At 56.1% G+C, this 18,804-nt stretch carries 17 protein-coding genes; 12 read left to right on the top strand and 5 right to left on the bottom strand.

Translation table 11 applies throughout. The features are described 5' to 3' along the window. Window positions 1–50: 50 nt before the first annotated feature. The 5 genes from bglX (at window position 51) to ACOTX1_RS01635 (ending at window position 6,236) form a co-directional block, all read left to right on the top strand. Window positions 51–2,348: a beta-glucosidase BglX gene (gene bglX, locus ACOTX1_RS01615; protein WP_003859286.1), complete on the top strand. Its 2,298-nt coding sequence runs from the start codon at window positions 51–53 to the stop codon at window positions 2,346–2,348. A 136-nt stretch (window positions 2,349–2,484) separates the two neighbouring features. After that, window positions 2,485–3,402, top strand: a complete 918-nt coding sequence (gene osmF, locus ACOTX1_RS01620) for a glycine betaine ABC transporter substrate-binding protein OsmF (RefSeq protein ID WP_003859284.1) — start codon at window positions 2,485–2,487, stop codon at window positions 3,400–3,402. 12 nt (window positions 3,403–3,414) lie between these two features. Beyond that, complete coding sequence (locus ACOTX1_RS01625; protein WP_023314535.1) at window positions 3,415–4,572, top strand: ABC transporter permease; 1,158 nt, start codon at window positions 3,415–3,417, stop codon at window positions 4,570–4,572. Then, a complete protein-coding gene (locus tag ACOTX1_RS01630) occupies window positions 4,565–5,515 on the top strand; it encodes an ABC transporter ATP-binding protein (RefSeq protein ID WP_003859280.1) in 951 nt (316 codons plus the stop codon). The genes ACOTX1_RS01625 and ACOTX1_RS01630 overlap by 8 nt, the downstream gene beginning before the upstream one ends. Continuing rightward, entirely contained in the window at window positions 5,499–6,236 is a 738-nt protein-coding gene (locus ACOTX1_RS01635) for an ABC transporter permease (RefSeq protein ID WP_003859277.1), read from the top strand. The genes ACOTX1_RS01630 and ACOTX1_RS01635 overlap by 17 nt, the downstream gene beginning before the upstream one ends. On the opposite strand, the gene ACOTX1_RS01640 is transcribed toward ACOTX1_RS01635, so the two are convergent. Both ACOTX1_RS01640 and mlrA read right to left on the bottom strand, forming a co-directional pair. Further along, the gene (locus tag ACOTX1_RS01640; protein WP_022648678.1) at window positions 6,211–6,324 is read right to left on the bottom strand and encodes a protein YohO; all 114 of its coding nucleotides are present in this window, start codon (window positions 6,322–6,324) and stop codon (window positions 6,211–6,213) included. The genes ACOTX1_RS01635 and ACOTX1_RS01640 overlap by 26 nt on opposite strands. Window positions 6,325–6,393: 69 nt before the next feature. Beyond that, window positions 6,394–7,134: an HTH-type transcriptional regulator MlrA gene (gene mlrA, locus ACOTX1_RS01645; RefSeq protein WP_003859273.1), complete on the bottom strand. Its 741-nt coding sequence runs from the start codon at window positions 7,132–7,134 to the stop codon at window positions 6,394–6,396. 218 nt (window positions 7,135–7,352) lie between these two features. Here mlrA and ACOTX1_RS01650 point away from each other — a divergent pair, with 218 nt between their 5' ends. The 3 genes from ACOTX1_RS01650 to ACOTX1_RS01660 are packed head-to-tail and all read left to right on the top strand — an operon-like array spanning window position 7,353 to window position 10,268. Continuing rightward, window positions 7,353–9,038 (top strand): sensor histidine kinase, encoded by a 1,686-nt coding sequence (locus tag ACOTX1_RS01650; protein ID WP_023314534.1) that lies wholly within the window; start codon window positions 7,353–7,355, stop codon window positions 9,036–9,038. Further along, on the top strand, window positions 9,032–9,751 hold the full coding sequence (btsR, locus tag ACOTX1_RS01655; RefSeq protein WP_022648676.1) for a two-component system response regulator BtsR: 720 nt from the start codon (window positions 9,032–9,034) through the stop codon (window positions 9,749–9,751). The genes ACOTX1_RS01650 and btsR overlap by 7 nt, the downstream gene beginning before the upstream one ends. Before the next feature lie 46 nt (window positions 9,752–9,797). Then, window positions 9,798–10,268 (top strand): DUF1456 family protein, encoded by a 471-nt coding sequence (locus ACOTX1_RS01660; protein ID WP_003859267.1) that lies wholly within the window; start codon window positions 9,798–9,800, stop codon window positions 10,266–10,268. 109 nt (window positions 10,269–10,377) lie between these two features. Here the strand turns inward: ACOTX1_RS01660 and metG are convergent, their stop codons facing one another. Next, complete coding sequence (gene metG, locus ACOTX1_RS01665; protein WP_015572338.1) at window positions 10,378–12,411, bottom strand: methionine--tRNA ligase; 2,034 nt, start codon at window positions 12,409–12,411, stop codon at window positions 10,378–10,380. A 137-nt stretch (window positions 12,412–12,548) separates the two neighbouring features. On the opposite strand from metG, the gene apbC reads away from it, so the two are divergent. After that, window positions 12,549–13,658 (top strand): iron-sulfur cluster carrier protein ApbC, encoded by a 1,110-nt coding sequence (gene apbC, locus ACOTX1_RS01670; protein ID WP_194303419.1) that lies wholly within the window; start codon window positions 12,549–12,551, stop codon window positions 13,656–13,658. Window positions 13,659–13,747: 89 nt separating this feature from the next. Here the strand turns inward: apbC and ACOTX1_RS01675 are convergent, their stop codons facing one another. Together ACOTX1_RS01675 and ACOTX1_RS01680 are read right to left on the bottom strand one after the other, a co-directional pair. After that, window positions 13,748–14,227, bottom strand: a complete 480-nt coding sequence (locus tag ACOTX1_RS01675) for a GNAT family N-acetyltransferase (protein ID WP_032609688.1) — start codon at window positions 14,225–14,227, stop codon at window positions 13,748–13,750. Further along, entirely contained in the window at window positions 14,178–14,510 is a 333-nt protein-coding gene (locus tag ACOTX1_RS01680; RefSeq protein WP_003859260.1) for an RcnB family protein, read from the bottom strand. Before ACOTX1_RS01680 ends, ACOTX1_RS01675 begins: the two co-directional genes overlap by 50 nt. A 480-nt stretch (window positions 14,511–14,990) precedes the next feature. Between ACOTX1_RS01680 and ACOTX1_RS01685 the strand changes: the two genes are divergently transcribed. From ACOTX1_RS01685 to ACOTX1_RS01695, 3 genes are read left to right on the top strand one after another with little or no spacing between them, the layout of a single operon-like run. Further along, window positions 14,991–16,130 (top strand): polysaccharide export protein, encoded by a 1,140-nt coding sequence (locus ACOTX1_RS01685; protein ID WP_032609687.1) that lies wholly within the window; start codon window positions 14,991–14,993, stop codon window positions 16,128–16,130. Beyond that, complete coding sequence (locus ACOTX1_RS01690; protein ID WP_023314531.1) at window positions 16,130–16,579, top strand: phosphotyrosine protein phosphatase; 450 nt, start codon at window positions 16,130–16,132, stop codon at window positions 16,577–16,579. The genes ACOTX1_RS01685 and ACOTX1_RS01690 overlap by 1 nt, the downstream gene beginning before the upstream one ends. Further along, a complete protein-coding gene (locus ACOTX1_RS01695) occupies window positions 16,579–18,777 on the top strand; it encodes a polysaccharide biosynthesis tyrosine autokinase (protein WP_023314530.1) in 2,199 nt (732 codons plus the stop codon). The genes ACOTX1_RS01690 and ACOTX1_RS01695 overlap by 1 nt, the downstream gene beginning before the upstream one ends. Window positions 18,778–18,804 lie beyond the last annotated feature (27 nt).

Consider the following 18,804-nt stretch of genomic DNA (forward strand, 5'->3'; position numbering starts at 1 on the left):
ACGGTCTGGCCGGGTGCTTCCCGCGGTTATTGATGAGAGAGAATAACAACATGAAATGGCTATGTTCTGTAGGTGTCGCCGTCAGCCTGGCGCTGCAACCTGCGCTGGCAGAGGATTTGTTTGGTAATCACCCGCTCACGCCCGAAGCCCGCGACGCCTTTGTCACGGATTTACTCAAAAAGATGACGGTCGATGAGAAAATCGGCCAGCTGCGCCTGATCAGCGTCGGCCCGGATAACCCGAAAGAAGCAATTCGCGAGATGATCAAAGACGGGCAGGTAGGAGCCATTTTTAACACCGTTACCCGCCAGGATATCCGCAAGATGCAGGATCAGGTGATGGAGCTGAGCCGCCTGAAAATCCCACTGTTCTTCGCTTATGACGTGGTGCACGGCCAGCGTACCGTCTTCCCGATTAGCCTCGGCTTAGCCTCCTCCTTTAACCTCGATGCGGTGAAAACCGTCGGGCGCGTATCGGCATATGAAGCCGCAGACGACGGCCTGAACATGACCTGGGCGCCGATGGTTGACGTCTCTCGCGATCCGCGCTGGGGCCGCGCTTCGGAGGGCTTTGGAGAAGACACGTATTTAACCGCCACGATGGGCAAAACCATGGTGGAAGCGATGCAGGGCAAAAGTCCGGCAGATCGTTACTCGGTAATGACCAGCGTCAAGCACTTCGCCGCCTACGGCGCGGTGGAGGGCGGTAAAGAGTACAACACCGTCGACATGAGCCCGCAGCGCCTGTTTAACGACTACATGCCGCCATACAAGGCAGGGCTGGACGCGGGCAGCGGGGCGGTGATGGTAGCGCTGAACTCGCTGAACGGCACGCCTGCCACCTCCGATTCGTGGCTGCTGAAAGACGTGTTGCGCGACCAGTGGGGCTTCAAGGGCATCACCGTTTCTGACCACGGCGCGATTAAAGAGCTGATCAAACACGGCACGGCGTCTGACCCGGAAGATGCGGTACGCGTGGCGCTCAAGTCCGGCATCAACATGAGCATGAGCGACGAGTACTACAGCAAATACCTGCCGGGGCTGGTGAAGAGCGGCAAGGTGACGATGGCAGAGCTGGACGACGCCGCTCGCCACGTGCTGAACGTGAAATATGACATGGGACTGTTTAACGATCCTTACAGCCATCTGGGGCCGAAGGATTCAGACCCGGCGGACACCAACGCCGAAAGCCGTCTGCACCGTAAAGAAGCCCGGGAAGTAGCTCGCGAAAGCCTGGTGCTGTTGAAAAACCGTCTCGACACGCTGCCGCTGAAAAAATCCGGCACCATTGCCGTGGTCGGTCCGCTGGCCGACAGCAAGCGCGACGTCATGGGCAGCTGGTCCGCCGCAGGCGTGGCGGATCAGTCCGTTACCGTGCTGACCGGCATTAAGAGCGCCGTGGGTGATAACGCAAAAGTGGTTTACGCCAAAGGTGCGAACGTCACCGACGATAAAGACATCGTGACCTTCCTCAACCAGTATGAGGAAGCGGTGAAGGTGGATGCGCGCACGCCGAAAGAGATGCTCGACGAAGCGGTTAACGCCGCGAAGCAGTCCGACGTGGTGGTCGCCGTGGTGGGTGAAGCGCAGGGGATGGCGCACGAAGCCTCCAGCCGTACCGATATTACCATTCCGCAGAGCCAGCGCGATCTGATCGCGGCCCTGAAAGCCACCGGCAAGCCGCTGGTGCTGGTGCTGATGAACGGGCGTCCGCTGGCGCTGGTGAAAGAAGATCAGCAGGCTGACGCCATTCTGGAAACCTGGTTCGCCGGAACCGAAGGCGGTAACGCCATTGCCGACGTGCTGTTTGGCGATTACAACCCGTCCGGCAAGCTGCCGATGTCCTTCCCGCGCTCCGTCGGGCAGATCCCGGTTTACTACAGCCACCTGAACACCGGTCGTCCGTATAACGCCGACAAGCCGAACAAGTACACGTCCCGTTACTTCGACGAAGCTAACGGCCCGCTCTATCCGTTTGGCTATGGCCTGAGTTACACCACCTTCAAGGTGTCTGACGTCAAAATGTCGGCGCCGACCCTGAAGCGTGACGGCAAAGTGACCGCCAGCGTAGAGGTGACCAACAGCGGCAAACGCGAAGGCGCGACGGTGATCCAGATGTACGTTCAGGACGTCACGGCCTCCATGAGCCGTCCGGTGAAACAGCTGCGCGGCTTCGAAAAGGTCAACCTGAAACCGGGCGAAACCAGAACGGTCAGCTTCCCGATTGACGTAAATGCGCTGAAGTTCTGGAATCAGCAGATGAAATACGATGCTGAGCCTGGCAAATTCAACGTCTTCATCGGCGTGGATTCCGCCCGCGTGAACAAAGCCGAGTTCGAACTGCAATAATCTTACCTTTCTCCCTTTCCCCCGCCTGGCGGGGGATGCCTCTCATCTTGTACGAAAAACGGTTAAATTCACTGTTTTAAGCTACGCTTTTCTCTCAAGCCTATGAAAAAGGCCACAAAATAATGAGGAAAGCAGAATGACGATGATTAAGGGGATAACAGGGTCGGCGGTGCTTCTGGCGGCGCTGAGCCTGCCGTTACAGGCCGCAGAGCCGGTTAAGGTGGGTTCCAAAATTGATACCGAGGGCGCGTTGCTCGGTAATATCATTTTGCAGGTACTCGAAAGTCACGGCGTGAAAACGGTCAATAAAGTACAGCTTGGCACCACGCCTGTCGTGCGCGGTGCCATCACTTCCGGCGAGCTGGATATCTACCCGGAATACACCGGCAACGGGGCATTCTTCTTCAAGGATGAAAACGATCCGGCCTGGAAAAATGCCAAAGCCGGGTACGAAAAAGTCAAAAAGCTGGACGCAGAAAAAAATAAGCTGGTCTGGCTAACGCCGGCACCGGCCAACAACACCTGGACCATCGCGGTGCGCAAAGATATCGCCGAGAAAGGCAAGCTCACCTCGCTTGACGATCTCAGCCGCTACCTGAAAGAGAAGGGCGAGTTTAAGCTCGCGGCCTCGGCAGAGTTTATCGAGCGCGCTGATGCCCTGCCAGCGTTTGAAAAAGCCTATGATTTCAAGCTCGATCAGGCACAGCTGCTCTCTCTGGCAGGCGGCGACACGGCAGTGACCATTAAGGCGGCGGCGCAGCAAACCTCCGGCGTCAACGCGGCGATGGCCTACGGCACAGACGGCCCGGTCGCGGCGCTTGGCCTGCAAACCCTGACCGACCCGAAAGGCGTTCAGCCTATTTACGCCCCAACCCCGGTCGTGCGCGAGGCGGTGCTGAAAGCCTACCCGGATATTGCGGAATGGCTCAAACCGGTATTTGAAAAACTGGATGCGAAAACGCTGCAACAGCTGAATGCCAGCATTGCCGTTGAGGGGCTGGATGCCAAAAAAGTGGCTGCCGACTTCCTGAAACAACAAGGGCTTGTGAAGTAACGGGATAAGGCTGTGCCAATAAAATGCCATAACCGCGTCCTGCTGCTGTTGGCCTGTGTGGCCATCGCGGCGGTCGCGTTACCTTTTGTGAATGTCGCGCCAAACCGTCTGGTGTCGGGCGAACCGCGCGCGCTCTGGCAGATCTGGGCATTTACGCCGCTGCTGCTGGGCGCGGCGCTGGCGAGTACTGTTGCTTTAGCCTTCTGGCCGGGGCGAACCGCCCTGTGGCTGACGTTTTTGCTCAGCGAAGCGCTGTTTATCGTACTGTTCTGGAGCGCGGGACAGGCGGCAACGCAGATGGCCGCGGTTGAAAGCCCGCTGGCGCGCACGTCGGTTGGTAGCGGGCTGTGGCTGTGGCTGGCACTTTGTCTGCTGGTCTGTAGCGATGCCATTCGCCGTCTGACGCCGCAACCCGTCTGGCGCTGGCTGCTGAACGCGCAATTCTGGGTTATCCCTCTGCTGATCCTCTTCAGCGGCGATCTGAATCAGCTCTCGCTGTTAAAAGAGTACGTCAACCGCCAGGAGGTATTTGACAACGCGCTGGCGCAACATCTGACGATCCTGTTCGGGACGCTGATCCCGGCGCTGCTGCTGGGCGTGCCGCTGGGCATGTGGTGCTACCGACATACCAGCCGCCAGGGCGCCGTCTTTACCTTGCTCAACGTTATTCAGACCATCCCCTCCGTCGCCCTGTTTGGCCTGCTGATTGCCCCCCTCGCCGGTCTGGTGAAATCCTTCCCTGCGTTGGCTGCGGCAGGCATTGCCGGAACCGGGCTGACGCCAGCGCTGATTGCCCTTGTGCTGTATGCGCTGCTGCCGCTGGTGCGCGGCGTGGTGGCGGGGTTAAGCCAGGTTCCGCCCGACGTGCTGGAAAGCGCCCATGCGATGGGGATGAGCGCGCGCCAGTGTTTCTGGAAAATACAGCTGCCGCTTGCGCTTCCGCTGCTGGTTCGCAGCCTGCGGGTGGTGACAGTGCAAACCGTGGGGATGGCGGTGATTGCCGCGCTGATCGGGGCGGGCGGCTTTGGGGCACTGGTCTTCCAGGGGCTGCTCAGTAGCGCGCTGGATCTGGTGTTGCTGGGCGTCGTGCCCACAATTGCGCTGGCGGTCGTACTGGATGCCCTGTTTGCCCTGTGGCTCGCGCTGCTCAGGAGAAGAGCCAATGATTGAATTTCATGATGTGAGTAAAACCTTTGCGGGCCGTCCGGCGGCAAGCCACCTTAATCTGCATTTTGCCGAGGGGGCGTTCTCGGTATTGATCGGGACATCGGGGTCGGGAAAATCCACGACGCTGAAGATGATCAATCGGCTGGTGGAACACGACAGCGGGACGATTCGCTTTGCCGGAGAGGAGATCCGCAGCCTGCCGGTGCTGGAGCTGCGGCGGCGTATGGGCTACGCCATTCAGTCCATCGGCCTGTTTCCCCACTGGACGGTGGCGCAGAACATTGCCACCGTGCCACAGCTGGAAAAATGGTCCCGGGGGAAGATCAATGAGCGTGTCGACGAACTGATGGCGCTGCTGGGCCTGGACGCGTCGCTTCGTAACCGCTATCCGCACCAGCTTTCCGGCGGACAGCAGCAGCGGGTCGGGGTGGCGCGCGCGCTGGCCGCTAACCCGCAGGTACTGCTGATGGATGAGCCCTTCGGCGCACTGGATCCGGTCACCCGCGGCGCACTTCAGGCCGAGATGAGCCGCATCCACCGTATTCTCGGGCGCACCATCGTGCTGGTGACGCATGATATCGACGAAGCACTGCGGCTGGCCGATCGTCTGGTACTGATGGATCACGGCGAAGTCGTCCAGCAGGGTACGCCGCTTGAGCTGTTAACCTCGCCGGCGAATGATTTTGTGCGTGAATTTTTTGGCCGCAGCGAGCTGGGCGTCAGGCTGCTCTCGCTGCGCACCGTCAGGGACTATCTGCGTCCGCAGGATGCGCAAATCGGTGGTGAACCGCTGCACGATGGGATGAGCCTGCGCGATGCCCTGTCGGCGTTTGTCGCCCGGCAGTGTGAGGTGTTACCCGTTTCGGACGGGCAGGGGACACCATGCGGGACGATCCATTTTCGCGATCTGCTGGCGGGGGAGGTGACGCGTGAAGTGGGTCCGTGATCCGTTACTCTGGCTGACAGGGCTGTTTATCGCCTTACTCTACCTGATGCCGCACAGCGCGGCGCTGTTTAATGCGCTTATTCCCGGGCTGCCACGTCCGGTATACCAGCAGGAGAGCTTTGTTAATCTCACCCTGGCGCACTTCTGGCTGGTGGCGGTGTCAAGCGTGATTGCTATCGTGCTGGGCACAGGCGCCGGGATTGCGGTGACGCGGCCTGCGGGCAGGGAGTTCCGTCCGCTGGTGGAGACCATCGCCGCAACGGGGCAGACCTTCCCGCCGGTGGCCGTGCTGGCGATTGCCGTGCCGGCGATCGGTTTTGGGCAGGAGCCTGCCATCATTGCGCTGATTTTGTACGGCGTGTTGCCCATTCTGCAAGGGACGCTGGCAGGGATTGCGGCGGTGCCTGCATCGGTGCTGAGCGTAGCGGAAGGAATGGGGATGAGCGCCTGGCAGCGGCTGGTGAAGGTCGAACTGCCGCTGGCCGCTCCGGTGATTATCGCTGGCGTGCGAACGTCCGTGATAATCAACATTGGTACGGCAACCATCGCCTCGACGGTCGGAGCCAATACGCTGGGAACGCCGATCATTATCGGGTTAAGCGGGTTTAATACGGCTTACATTATTCAGGGGGCGATTCTGGTTGCGCTGGCGGCAATTGTGGTGGATCGCCTGTTTGAACGCCTGGCCGGATACCTCAGCCAACACCGCCGCGAACAATAAATGAATAACCTGCAAGCATAACGCCACCGATACCGCTGACAGCCATCAGTGCAAAAAGGGTAATTACGGCCAGTTTCGTTGCCTTCATCATGTGCTCCTGTTGTTAACGGAACAATTATACGGTGAAGCGCAGCTGTTAATGAACCATTAAATGCCGTTACGACGCATTTGGACCCAGTGAGTAAACGGGATAACCATGTTCGCGCCACTCCGTAAGGAGCTGCTGCTGGGAAGCGGAGGGGACTTCGCCGCACCAGACCAGCAGCGTCTGTCCCTCAAACAGTTCCGGCCTGAGCTGGGCCAGGGAGTGGGCAAGCACGTCAACGCGCCAGCCCTGCTGGGTGGCAATCCAGGCTTCGAGCCACAGCCGGGTGGTATCGTGTACGTTCCAGCCGATCACCAGTGCATCTTTGCTGTTTTTATTCCGCGCTGAGGCAAGACAGACGGAAATATAGTTAATCAGCACGCCATCAAGCATGCTGAGCAGCGCCTGTAAGGTGGTTTGCTGACACTGAAGCCGACGCCGTAGGGGAATAAAAAGATGAGTGATCAGGGTTTGCGCCGGGTAGTCTCGACCCTGTTCTTTGATCCAGCCGCGCAGACGCTGCAAATTGCCACTCTGCAACAGCCTCAGCAGGGTTTCCTGCTGCTCGCGCCAGAGATGCTGCGTATCAGGATCGTCCTGGCTTAGAAGCGATTTTACCTTGCCGACCTGTACGCCGTTGTCGATCCAGCTTTTTATCTCGCGGATCCGGTCAATATCCGCATCGTTAAACAGGCGGTGCCCGCCGTCCGTTCTTTGCGGCTTAAGCAATCCATACCGTCGCTGCCACGCCCGTAGCGTAACGGGATTGATATCACACAGGAGTGCCACTTCACCTATTGTGTAAAGCGCCATTTTCGCCCCCAGGCTTGCGCGTCCCCAGCTTAACTGTAGACCCACTTTGCGGAACCAGGAAGATTTGATTCTTTTTTGTACAAATTATACGAAAGAAAGGTTATCTCCGGCAAAAGGTGTGATGACGGACACGATTTATCGCTTTTTTGGCACGTTTCAAAGAAAGTTAACCGCTATCAGTGTATGTTACGCGTTTTTAGAATGTGCGGTTTGTGAGTATGTACGAGTTTAATCTGGTGCTGCTGTTGCTTCAGCAGATGTGCGTGTTTCTTGTCATCGCCTGGTTGATGAGCAAAACGCGTCTGTTCATTCCGCTGATGCAGGTCACCGTCCGTCTGCCGCACAAATTCCTCTGCTACGTCGTATTTTCCATATTCTGCATTATGGGGACCTGGTTTGGTCTCCATATTGAGGATTCCATCGCCAATACGCGCGCCATCGGCGCGGTAATGGGCGGGCTGCTCGGAGGCCCGGTCGTGGGCGGTCTGGTGGGGTTAACCGGCGGCCTGCACCGCTATTCGATGGGCGGTATGACGGCGCTAAGCTGCATGATCTCCACCATCGTCGAAGGGCTGCTCGGTGGTCTCGTCCACAGCTATATGATTAAGCGCGGACGCCCGGATAAAGTGTTCAGTCCCTTTACCGCAGGGGCGATTACCTTCGTGGCGGAAATGGCGCAGATGGCGATCATCCTGCTGATCGCGCGCCCGTTTGACGATGCGTTACATCTGGTCAGCAGCATTGCCGCACCGATGATGGTCACCAATACCGTAGGTGCGGCGCTGTTTATGCGCATTCTGCTCGACAAACGCGCCATGTTCGAAAAATACACCTCGGCATTTTCTGCCACCGCCTTAAAAGTTGCGGCGTCGACGGAAGGGATCCTGAGGCAGGGATTCAACGAGGAGAACAGCATGAAGGTGGCGCAGGTGCTGTATAAAGAGCTGGATATCGGGGCCGTGGCGATTACCGATCGCGAAAAGCTGCTGGCGTTTACCGGCACCGGCGACGACCACCATCTGCCGGGCAAACCGATCTCATCGGCCTATACCCTGCGCGCTATTGAAACGGGTGAAGTGGTGTATGCCGACGGAAATGAAGTGCCGTACCGCTGTTCCCTGCATCCGCAGTGCAAACTCGGCTCTACGTTGGTCATTCCCCTGCGGGGCGAAAATCAGCGCGTTATGGGCACCATTAAGCTTTACGAAGCCAAAAACCGCCTGTTCAGCTCCATCAACCGCACGCTGGGGGAGGGGATCGCCCAGCTGCTTTCGGCGCAAATCCTGGCGGGGCAGTATGAACGGCAAAAAGCGCTGCTGACGCAGTCAGAAATTAAGCTCCTGCACGCTCAGGTGAATCCGCATTTCCTGTTTAACGCGCTTAATACGCTGAAGGCGGTGATCCGCCGCGACAGCGATCAGGCCGCGCAGCTGGTGCAATTTCTGTCGACCTTTTTCCGCAAAAATTTGAAGCGTCCCTCGGAGATCGTCACCCTCGCGGACGAGATTGAGCACGTAAACGCCTATCTGCAAATTGAAAAAGCGCGCTTCCAGTCACGTTTACAGGTGTCGTTATCCGTCCCGGATGAACTGGCGTATCAGCATCTTCCGGCCTTTACCCTGCAACCGATTGTAGAGAACGCCATTAAGCATGGAACCTCGCAGCTGCTGGGTACCGGAGAAATCATGATTTCCGCTTCCCGTTTTAACCACCATCTGGTGCTGGATATTGAAGACAACGCGGGGCTGTATGAAGCTTCCGCGTCAGGCGGTCTGGGCATGAGCCTGGTGGATAAACGCCTGCGCGCGCATTTTGGTGACGACTGCGGTATCACCGTTGCCTGTGAGCCAGACCGCTATACCCGAATTACCTTACGATTGCCGCTGGAGGAGAACGCATGTTAAGAGTGCTGATTGTTGATGATGAGCCGTTAGCACGGGAAAACCTGCGTGTCCTGTTGCAGGAGCAGAGTGATATCGAGGTTGTGGGGGAATGTGCCAATGCCATTGAAGGCATCGGTGCGGTGCATAAACTGCGCCCTGACGTGTTGTTCCTCGATATTCAGATGCCGCGCATCAGCGGGCTGGAGATGGTCGGCATGCTCGACCCGGAGCACCGTCCCTATATCGTCTTTCTGACGGCCTTTGATGAGTACGCGGTAAAGGCGTTTGAAGAGCACGCGTTTGATTATCTGCTGAAACCGATTGAAGAGAAACGGCTTGAAAAGACCCTGACCCGTCTGCGCCAGGAGCGTACCGCGCAGGACGTGACGCTGCTGCCGGAGCATCAGCAGCCCCTGAAGTTTATCCCCTGTACCGGGCACAGCCGGATTTACCTTCTGCAAATGGACGACGTTGCTTTTGTCAGCAGCCGTCTGAGCGGGGTATACGTCACCAGCGCCGAAGGCAACGAAGGCTTTACCGAGCTGACCCTGCGCACGCTGGAGAGCCGCACGCCGCTGATCCGCTGCCATCGTCAGTATCTGGTGAACATGGCGCACCTGAAGGAGATCCGCCTGGAAGATAACGGCCAGGCCGAGCTGGTGTTACGTGCCGGGCAAACCGTTCCCGTCAGTCGTCGCTACCTGAAAAGTTTGAAAGAGGCGATAGGGCTGTAAAACTGATACACTGCGCGCCATTGCATCATCGACATTCGAAGGCTCTATGCTAAGTAACGATATTCTTCGTAGCCTGCGCTACACCCTGAAAGCGAACAATAATGACATGGTGCGCATTCTTGCGCTCTCCGACATGGAATCCACGTCCGCCGGGTTCGACACCTGGATGACTAAAGAAGATGAAGAGGGTTTTGTTCGCTGCCCGGACATCATTCTGTCGGGCTTTCTGAACGGCCTGATCTACGACAAGCGCGGCAAAGATGAATCTGCTCCTGAGCTGGCGCTGGAGCGTCGGGTGAATAACAACACGGTGCTGAAAAAACTGCGTATTGCTTTCTGCCTGAAAACTGACGACATTCTGGCGATCATGACCGAGCAGAAATTTCGCGTGTCGATGCCGGAAATCACCGCCATGATGCGCGCGCCGGATCATAAGAATTACCGCGAGTGTGGGGATCAATTTCTGCGTTATTTCCTGCGTGGGTTGACGCAGCGGGTGCATAACCAGAAGGGGTGATTTTTAGCCGGATGGCGGCTTCGCCTGACCCGGCCTACAAAACCCGTCGGCCCGTGCAAGCGTAGCGCCGCCAGGCAAAAAAAAGCCGGATTCTCATCCGGCTTTTTTATTACTTCACCTGCTGACCCGGCTTCGCGCCTTCGTCAGGGCTTAACAGGAAGATGTCTTTTCCGCCCGGGCCTGCGGCCATCACCATCCCTTCGGAGATGCCGAAGCGCATTTTACGCGGCGCCAGGTTTGCCACCATCACGGTCTGACGACCGATCAGCACCTGCGGATCAGGGTACGCGGAACGAATGCCGGAGAAGACGTTACGTTTCTCGCCGCCCAGATCCAGCGTCAGACGCAGCAGTTTGTCAGAGCCTTCCACGAACTCCGCGTTTTCGATCAGCGCCACGCGCAGGTCGACTTTAGCGAAATCATCAAAGGTGATGGTCTCCTGAATCGGATCGTCCGCCAGCGGGCCGGTCACCGGTGCGGCAGCCGCTTTCACCTCTTCTTTGGATGCTTCCACCAGCGCGTCAACCTGCTTCATCTCGATGCGGTTATACAGCGCCTTGAAGGTGTTCACCTTGTGGCCGAGCAGCGGCTGCTGGATGGCATCCCAGGTCAGTTCGGTGTTCAGGAATGCTTCCGCGCGGGCTGCCAGCTGCGGCAGAACCGGCTTCAGCCAGGTCATCAGCACGCGGAACATGTTCAGACCCATGGTGCAGATCGCCTGCAAGTCGGCGTCGCGACCTTCCTGTTTCGCCACCACCCACGGCGCCTGCTCGTCCACATAGCGGTTGGCCACGTCTGCCAGCGCCATGATTTCGCGAATGGCTTTACCGAATTCACGGCTTTCCCAGGCTTCGCCAACCGCAGCGGCGGCGTCGGTGAAGGTTTTATACAGCTCAGGATCGGCCAGTTCGGCAGAAAGCACGCCGTCAAAGCGTTTGGCGATAAAACCTGCGTTACGTGACGCCAGGTTCACCACCTTGTTGACGATGTCCGCGTTCACGCGCTGCACGAAATCTTCCAGGTTCAGGTCGATATCGTCGATGCGGGAAGAGAGCTTCGCGGTGTAGTAGTAGCGCAGGCTGTCCGCGTCGAAGTGGTTCAGCCAGGTGCTGGCCTTAATAAACGTCCCGCGAGATTTAGACATCTTCGCGCCGTTCACCGTTACGTAGCCATGTACGAACAGGTTGGTCGGCTTGCGGAAGTTGCTGCCTTCCAGCATTGCTGGCCAGAACAGGCTGTGGAAGTAAACGATGTCTTTACCGATGAAGTGATACAGCTCGGCATCGGAATCTTTCTTCCAGTATTCGTCGAAGCTTACGGTGTCGCCGCGCTTGTCACACAGATTCTTGAAGGAGCCCATGTAGCCAATCGGCGCATCCAGCCAGACGTAGAAATATTTGCCCGGCGCGTTCGGGATTTCGAAGCCAAAGTATGGCGCATCGCGGGAAATATCCCATTGTTGCAGACCGGATTCGAACCACTCCTGCATTTTGTTCGCGACCTGCTCCTGCAATGCACCGCTGCGGGTCCATGCCTTCAGCATTTCGCTGAACGACGGCAGGTCGAAGAAGAAGTGCTCGGAGTCACGCATCACCGGCGTCGCGCCGGAAACCACGGATTTCGGTTCGATAAGCTCGGTCGGACTGTAGGTCGCGCCGCACACTTCGCAGTTATCGCCGTACTGGTCCGGGGATTTACATTTCGGACAGGTGCCTTTAACGAAACGGTCCGGCAGGAACATGCCTTTTTCCGGATCGTACAGCTGAGAAATGGTGCGGTTTTTAATGAAACCGTTCTCTTTCAGACGGGTGTAGATCAGCTCTGACAGCTCGCGGTTTTCGTCGCTGTGTGTGGAGTGATAGTTGTCATAGCTGATGTCAAAGCCAGCAAAATCGGTCTGATGCTCCTGACTCATTTCGGCGATCATCTGTTCCGGGGAAATGCCCAGCTGCTGCGCTTTCAGCATGATCGGCGTGCCGTGGGCATCGTCCGCACAGATAAAGTTCACCTCGTGGCCGCGCATTCGCTGGTAACGGACCCAGACATCAGCCTGGATATGCTCCAGCATGTGGCCGAGGTGGATTGAGCCGTTGGCGTACGGCAGGGCGCACGTTACCAGAATTTTTTTCGCGACTTGAGTCATAGTAGGCATTACTTCTTTTAACTGTGAAAAGGGTTTTCGATATTACCAAAAGGGGCATTATTAAGTAAGCACAAACCGCGGCCTTTCAGGTAAACTTGTTTGTCTAAGGTCTTATTCACAAGAACAAAGGAGTCGGGATGAGTTCTCAATCCCAGGCCAAATCACCGGAAGCCTTACGAGCAATGGTCGCCGGGACGCTGGCTAATTTTCAGCATCCAACCCTGAAGCACAATCTCACGACGCTGAAAGCGCTTCATCACGTCGCATGGCTGGACGATACGCTTCACATCGAGCTACAGATACCGTTCGTCTGGACCAGCGCCTTTGATGCCCTGAAAGAGCAAACCAGCTCTGAGCTGCTGCGCATTACTGGCGCAAAAGCAATTGACTGGAAGCTAAGCCACAGCATCGCCACGCTCAAGCGCGTGAAAAATCAGCCGGGCGTTAACGGCGTGAAGAACATCATCGCCGTCAGCTCTGGCAAGGGCGGGGTGGGTAAATCATCTACCGCCGTGAATCTGGCGCTTGCACTGGTGGCAGAAGGGGCGAAGGTCGGCATTCTGGATGCGGATATCTATGGCCCGTCCATTCCAAACATGCTGGGGGCGGAAAACCAGCGTCCAACTTCGCCGGACGGCACCCACATGGCGCCAATCGTGGCGCACGGTCTGGCGACCAACTCCATTGGATATCTGGTTACTGACGATAACGCGATGGTCTGGCGTGGCCCGATGGCCAGCAAAGCGCTGCTGCAAATGTTGCAGGAGACAATGTGGCCTGACCTCGATTATCTGGTGCTGGACATGCCGCCGGGCACCGGTGATATCCAGCTGACGCTGGCGCAGAACATTCCGGTTACCGGCGCCGTCGTAGTCACCACGCCGCAGGATATCGCGCTGATCGACGCCAAAAAAGGCATCGTCATGTTCGAGAAGGTAGAGGTGCCGGTACTGGGTATCGTCGAGAACATGAGCATGCATATTTGCAGCAACTGCGGGCACCATGAGCCCATCTTTGGTACCGGCGGTGCGGTGAAGCTGGCTGCGCAGTATCACACCCAGCTGCTGGGGCAGATGCCGCTGCATATTTCCTTGCGTGAAGACCTGGACAGCGGGAAACCAACGGTGGTCAGCCGCCCGGACAGCGAATTTGCCCAGATGTATCGCCAGCTTGCAGGGCGCGTTGCGGCGCAGCTCTACTGGCAGGGGGAAGTGATCCCGGGTGAAATCGCCTTCCGCGCGGTGTAACGCCTCTGCGCGTTAGTGCCGGGTGACGGCTTTGCCTTACCCGGCCTACCTCGATTTTGTAGGTCAGGTAAGCATAGCGCCACCTGACTTTACCCAAGCCGATAGTGCATCAAATAATACTCCCCGTCCGGAGAATCTCCCGTCGCTTCAATGTGCCAGCCGTGGCGATGGTAAAACGCAATAGCCCGTTCATTCTTCACCAGACACTTCAGCGCGCCTGTACTGGTAAATGTCTTCTGTACCTGTTCCAGTAACAAATGACCCACTCCCAGACGCTGATACTGCGGATCGACAAACAGGTTGTGCAGAAAATTATCGTTCGTCCAGACTGAGGCAAAGCCAAGTCGGTGCCCATCCTGCTCCGCCACCCAAATCTCTTCGTCCAGGGTTGCCGCGTCAAAATCTTCAAGCTGCCACGCAGAACTGTCCAGCCACGGCCAGGCTTCACGCCGGGCGTGGAGGAACAGCGTGCGCAGGAAAGGGCGATCGCTCTCCTGCCACGGACGGATTAGGATCGTATCAGCGGTGATAGAAAATATCTCCGTTATAGGCTTTGTAGATTTTGCCATCGGCATCGCCAATCAGAACATAATTCTCGCCCATGTAGGTCCAGTGTGTGCCGGCATCGGGCGCAGGAAGGTTACGTAGCTGGTACTGTTTGATGGTGTACTCGGGCGTCTGATACTGCGCGGGCGCGGTGTCGCCAATTTTGAACTTCGTAAAATCGGCAATAAACTCTTGTTCTTCGTAGGCCTTGATGCCGGAAGGCGCTGTCGACGCTTGCGGTGCAGCGTGCGCGGCCCCCGCCAGTGACACTAATACACCCAGAAGCAACAATTTACGCTTAGCCATTTTTTCTCCAGTCATATCGTTACTGATACTTTTTGTGTGCAGATCCGCAAACGGATGGCAGACAGTTCATTTTAAGTATCCTCACAGGGTGAGTTTGCAAAAAATGTAACAAAAGCGCACGGTTTTGTGTAGTCGCAACCGTCATTAATTATTTCTTCGATGAATAAATATTGGCTTACGCAGATAACATAATTATGGGTTTATTAATTAATTCTGAAAAAACTTTTTCAAAGCAAATTTACAAAGATCCAGGCATGCATTAAACGAATAGAACATTTAAGATTGCCCGAAACCCTCTTTCCTAATCCGTAAGTCAGACGATGCATGGCTGTAAAAGCCAGGCCGCAGGAATGCTGTGGTTTTTTAAATGTTACTGCCATCACTGTTAATTAATTTAGCGGTAAGCGGTTGTTTTAGAATGGAAAGAATCATTTCGGTACGTATTCGATAATCAATACTATAAAAAGAAATTTTTACTCAATGAAAAACACAACAGTCTTTTCGATATTGTTTTTAATTATTACGCCATTATCTGGCTGCGTATTTTCACCGGGTCAGCATCTGGATCTTGCTGGAAAACAGGTGATGACCACAGAAAATGCAAACGATCGTCTGGAGAAGCGGATTGATGTTTATCCTCTTACGCCTTCGTTAATTGAAAAATTGCGACCATCGGCCCTTAAATCTCAGGCAAATCCTAAGCTGGATGAACAGGTCAAAAACTGGGAATACCGTATCGGCGTTGGGGATATTTTGACCGTCACCGTCTGGGATCACCCTGAACTGACAACCCCGGCAGGGCAGTATCGCAGCGCCAGTGACACCGGTAACTGGGTTAATGCCGACGGTACGCTTTTCTATCCTTATGTCGGTAAATTGCAGGTGGCAGGCAAAACGGTCGCACGGGTACGCGAGGAGATCACGGCCCGGCTGAACAATGTCATTGAAAGTCCGCAGGTGGACGTCAGCGTCGCCTCTTTCCGCTCGCAAAAAGCCTATGTGACGGGCGAGGTGGTGAAGTCGGGGCAGCAGGCTATCACCAATATCCCGTTAACGGTAATGGATGCCGTGAACGCCGCAGGGGGGCTCTCTGCCGACGCGGACTGGCGCAATGTCGTGCTGACGCATAATGGGAAGGATATGCGCCTCTCGCTATATGCGCTGATGCAGCATGGCGATCTCACCCAAAATAAGCTGCTCTATCCCGGCGATATTCTGTTTGTCCCCCGTAACGATGCGCTGAAAGTGTTCGTCATGGGCGAGGTCGTTAAACAGAGCACGCTGAAAATGGATCGCAGCGGCATGACCCTGGCCGAAGCGCTGGGCAATGCGGGTGGGCTGAACCAGAATATGGCCGATGCCACCGGAATTTTTGTCATTCGTTCGCTGCCGAAAAGCGAGCGTTCAGAGAAAATTGCCAACATCTACCAGCTCAATGCTCAGGACGCATCAGCCATGGTGTTAGGCACCGAGTTTCAGCTTGAGCCTTATGACATTGTCTATGTCACCACTGCACCACTGTCCCGCTGGAATCGCGTGATATCACAGCTTGTTCCGACCATCAGCGGGGTGCATGACCTTACCGAAACGGTTCGTTACATCAGATCGTGGCCGCAATAATGTTCAAATCAATACTCGTGGTTTGCACCGGAAATATCTGCCGTTCTCCGATTGGGGAGCGGCTTTTACGCCAGCACCTGCCCGACAGACATATCGCCTCGGCGGGGATATACGGGCTTGAGGGGTGCCCGGCGGATGACAGCGCCCAGGACGTGGCCTGGCGGCATGGGATCTCCCTCGACGGTCATGTGGCGCGCCGGCTGACACGCAATCTGATGCAGGGAGCCGATCTTATCCTGGTGATGGAGCCGGAACATCTTCGCTTCATTGCGGCCATGGCGCCGGAGAGCAGGGGAAAGTCGCTGCTTTTTGGGCAATGGCTGGAGCCGCAGGATATCCCCGATCCCTACCGTAAAAGCCGGGAAGCGTTTGAATATGTGTTCGGGCTATTGGGTAAAGCCAGCCAGGAATGGGCACGTCGTTTAGGTCAGAAAGGAATGAAGCATTAATGTCGTCTTACACAACAGACAATTATGGTGCAGCGGCACCCCAACAACATGAAGTCGATCTCGTTCGTTTGCTCGTCGAGATGATCGACCACCGCACGATGATTCTGTGCGTAATATTCCTGTTCACTCTATGCGCCGGTCTCTATGCCTGGGTTACACCCCCTGTTTATCAGGCGGATGCCATGGTGCAAATAGAAAGCAAACAGGATAACAGTCTGCTTAAAGGGTTGAGTCAGCTGGGCACCGATGTTTCGCCGGATGTTGCCCCTGAAATTTTACTGCTGAAATCACGCATGATCCTCGGCGAGACCGTCGACAAATTAGGTCTGACGCAGCAGGCAAAGCAGCGCGTTTTGCCTGTGGTGGGGCGTCTCTGGCAGCGTCTGCAAGGGCGTGGGCAGGGTAAGATCACGTTAGGCGAACTCCAGATCCCGCAGGTGGAAGGCAAAGCGCAAGAGCTCACGCTGACCGTACAGGAAGCGGGAAAATATCACCTGACGGGCGAAAACATTAAGGCAGACGGTCGGGTTGGGAAAACGCTGGTCACGCAAGGGATCGTTCTGCTGGTGACGTCGATTGAGGCGACGCCAGGCACGCAATTTTCGCTTAAATCGTTGACGCGGCTGGAGACGATCAACGCCCTGAAGAAGAGCCTCACGGTTGCGGAGTCGGAGAAACAGAGTGGTATCGTGACCTTAACCCTGACGGGTGAAGATCCTGACAACATCGCCCGGGTGCTGAATGCGATTGCTGACAATTATCTTCAGCAAAATATCGCGCGCCAGGAGGCTCAGGATTCTCGTAGTCTGGATTTTTTACAAGAGCAGTTGCCGAAAATCAGAGCGGATCTGGATCAGGCTGAAGCACGGCTGAATGCTTATCGGGCGCAGCGTGACTCGGTGGATCTGTCTTTAGAGGCAAAATCCGTACTGGATCAGGTAGTGAACGTTGAGAACCAGCTAAATGAGCTGACGTTCCGGGAGGCAGAGATCTCCCAGCTCTTTAAAAAGAGTCACCCTACCTATCGTGCATTGCATGAAAAGAGACAGACCCTTGAGCGGGAACGGGATCGCCTGAATAACCGTGTGTCAGCTATGCCCTCCACGCAGCAGGAGATTTTACGCCTGAGCCGCGATGTTGAGTCGGGCCGCACCATTTATTTACAGCTATTGACGCGTCAGCAGGAGCTGAATATTTCCCGCTCCAGCGCTGTCGGGAACGTGAGGATCATTGATGAGGCGGTTACGCACCCGGATCCGATAAAGCCGCGAAAAGCGTTAATCATCATTCTTGGTGCGCTGTTCGGCCTAATGCTCGCAATGGGGACCGTGCTGGTACGCCAGGCGTTCAAACGTGGGATCACGCTTTCCGAGCAGCTGGAAGCGCAGGGGCTGCCGGTTCTGGCTACGTTGCCACGTTCCCAGTGGCTGTGGAGTAAAACGCATTTGCGCAGAAAAAATCCGTTCTCTCGTCGCTGGAAACACAAAACCTCGGATGTGCCTTTCCTGCCCGTCGATCGCCCTGCTGATATGTTTGTTGAAGCGGTACGCGGGCTGCGAACCAGTCTGTATTTCGCCATGATGGAGGCTGAGAACCGCATTGTGATGATTTCTGGCCCCACTCAGGACTGCGGAAAAACGCTCGTGGCGACGAATCTGGCGGCCGTCGCCGGGCAGAGCGGTCAGCGGGTGCTGTTTATTGATGCGGATATGCGCCAGGGCTATGTTCATAATATTTTTGGCCTGGAGAACCGCTACGGATTGTCCTGCCTGCTCGAAGGGAAATGCGACTTTACAGAGGTCATTCAGCATGCTGAAAAAGCGGGGATTGACGTCATCACCTGCGGCCCGGAACCCCTGCGTCCGTTAGAATTGCTGTTAAGCGAACGCTTCCTTGACATCATGTCCTGGGTTAACGAGCAATATGACATTGTCATCATCGATACACCGCCAGTCCTGGCCGTCACCGATGCCTCGCTGGTCGCCAGAGCAGCCGGAACAACGCTAATGGTTGCCCGTTTCGATAAAACCAGCGTGAAAGAGATGGAGAATACTGTTAAACGTCTCCAGCATGTTGGTGTGAAGGTCAGCGGCACAATCCTCAACGATATTGTTAAATCCGCAGCGCTGTTTTACAGCTCGGGGTACAGCCAGTGTGATTACGGTTATGCTTCGAGGAAAAAAGGAGACAGGCGTTAGAGCGGGAAAAACAATCCCTCTCCCGGG

The sequence above is a fragment of the Enterobacter cloacae complex sp. IR5401 genome (genome assembly GCF_049238425.1).
Lineage (GTDB): Bacteria > Pseudomonadota > Gammaproteobacteria > Enterobacterales > Enterobacteriaceae > Enterobacter > Enterobacter hormaechei_C.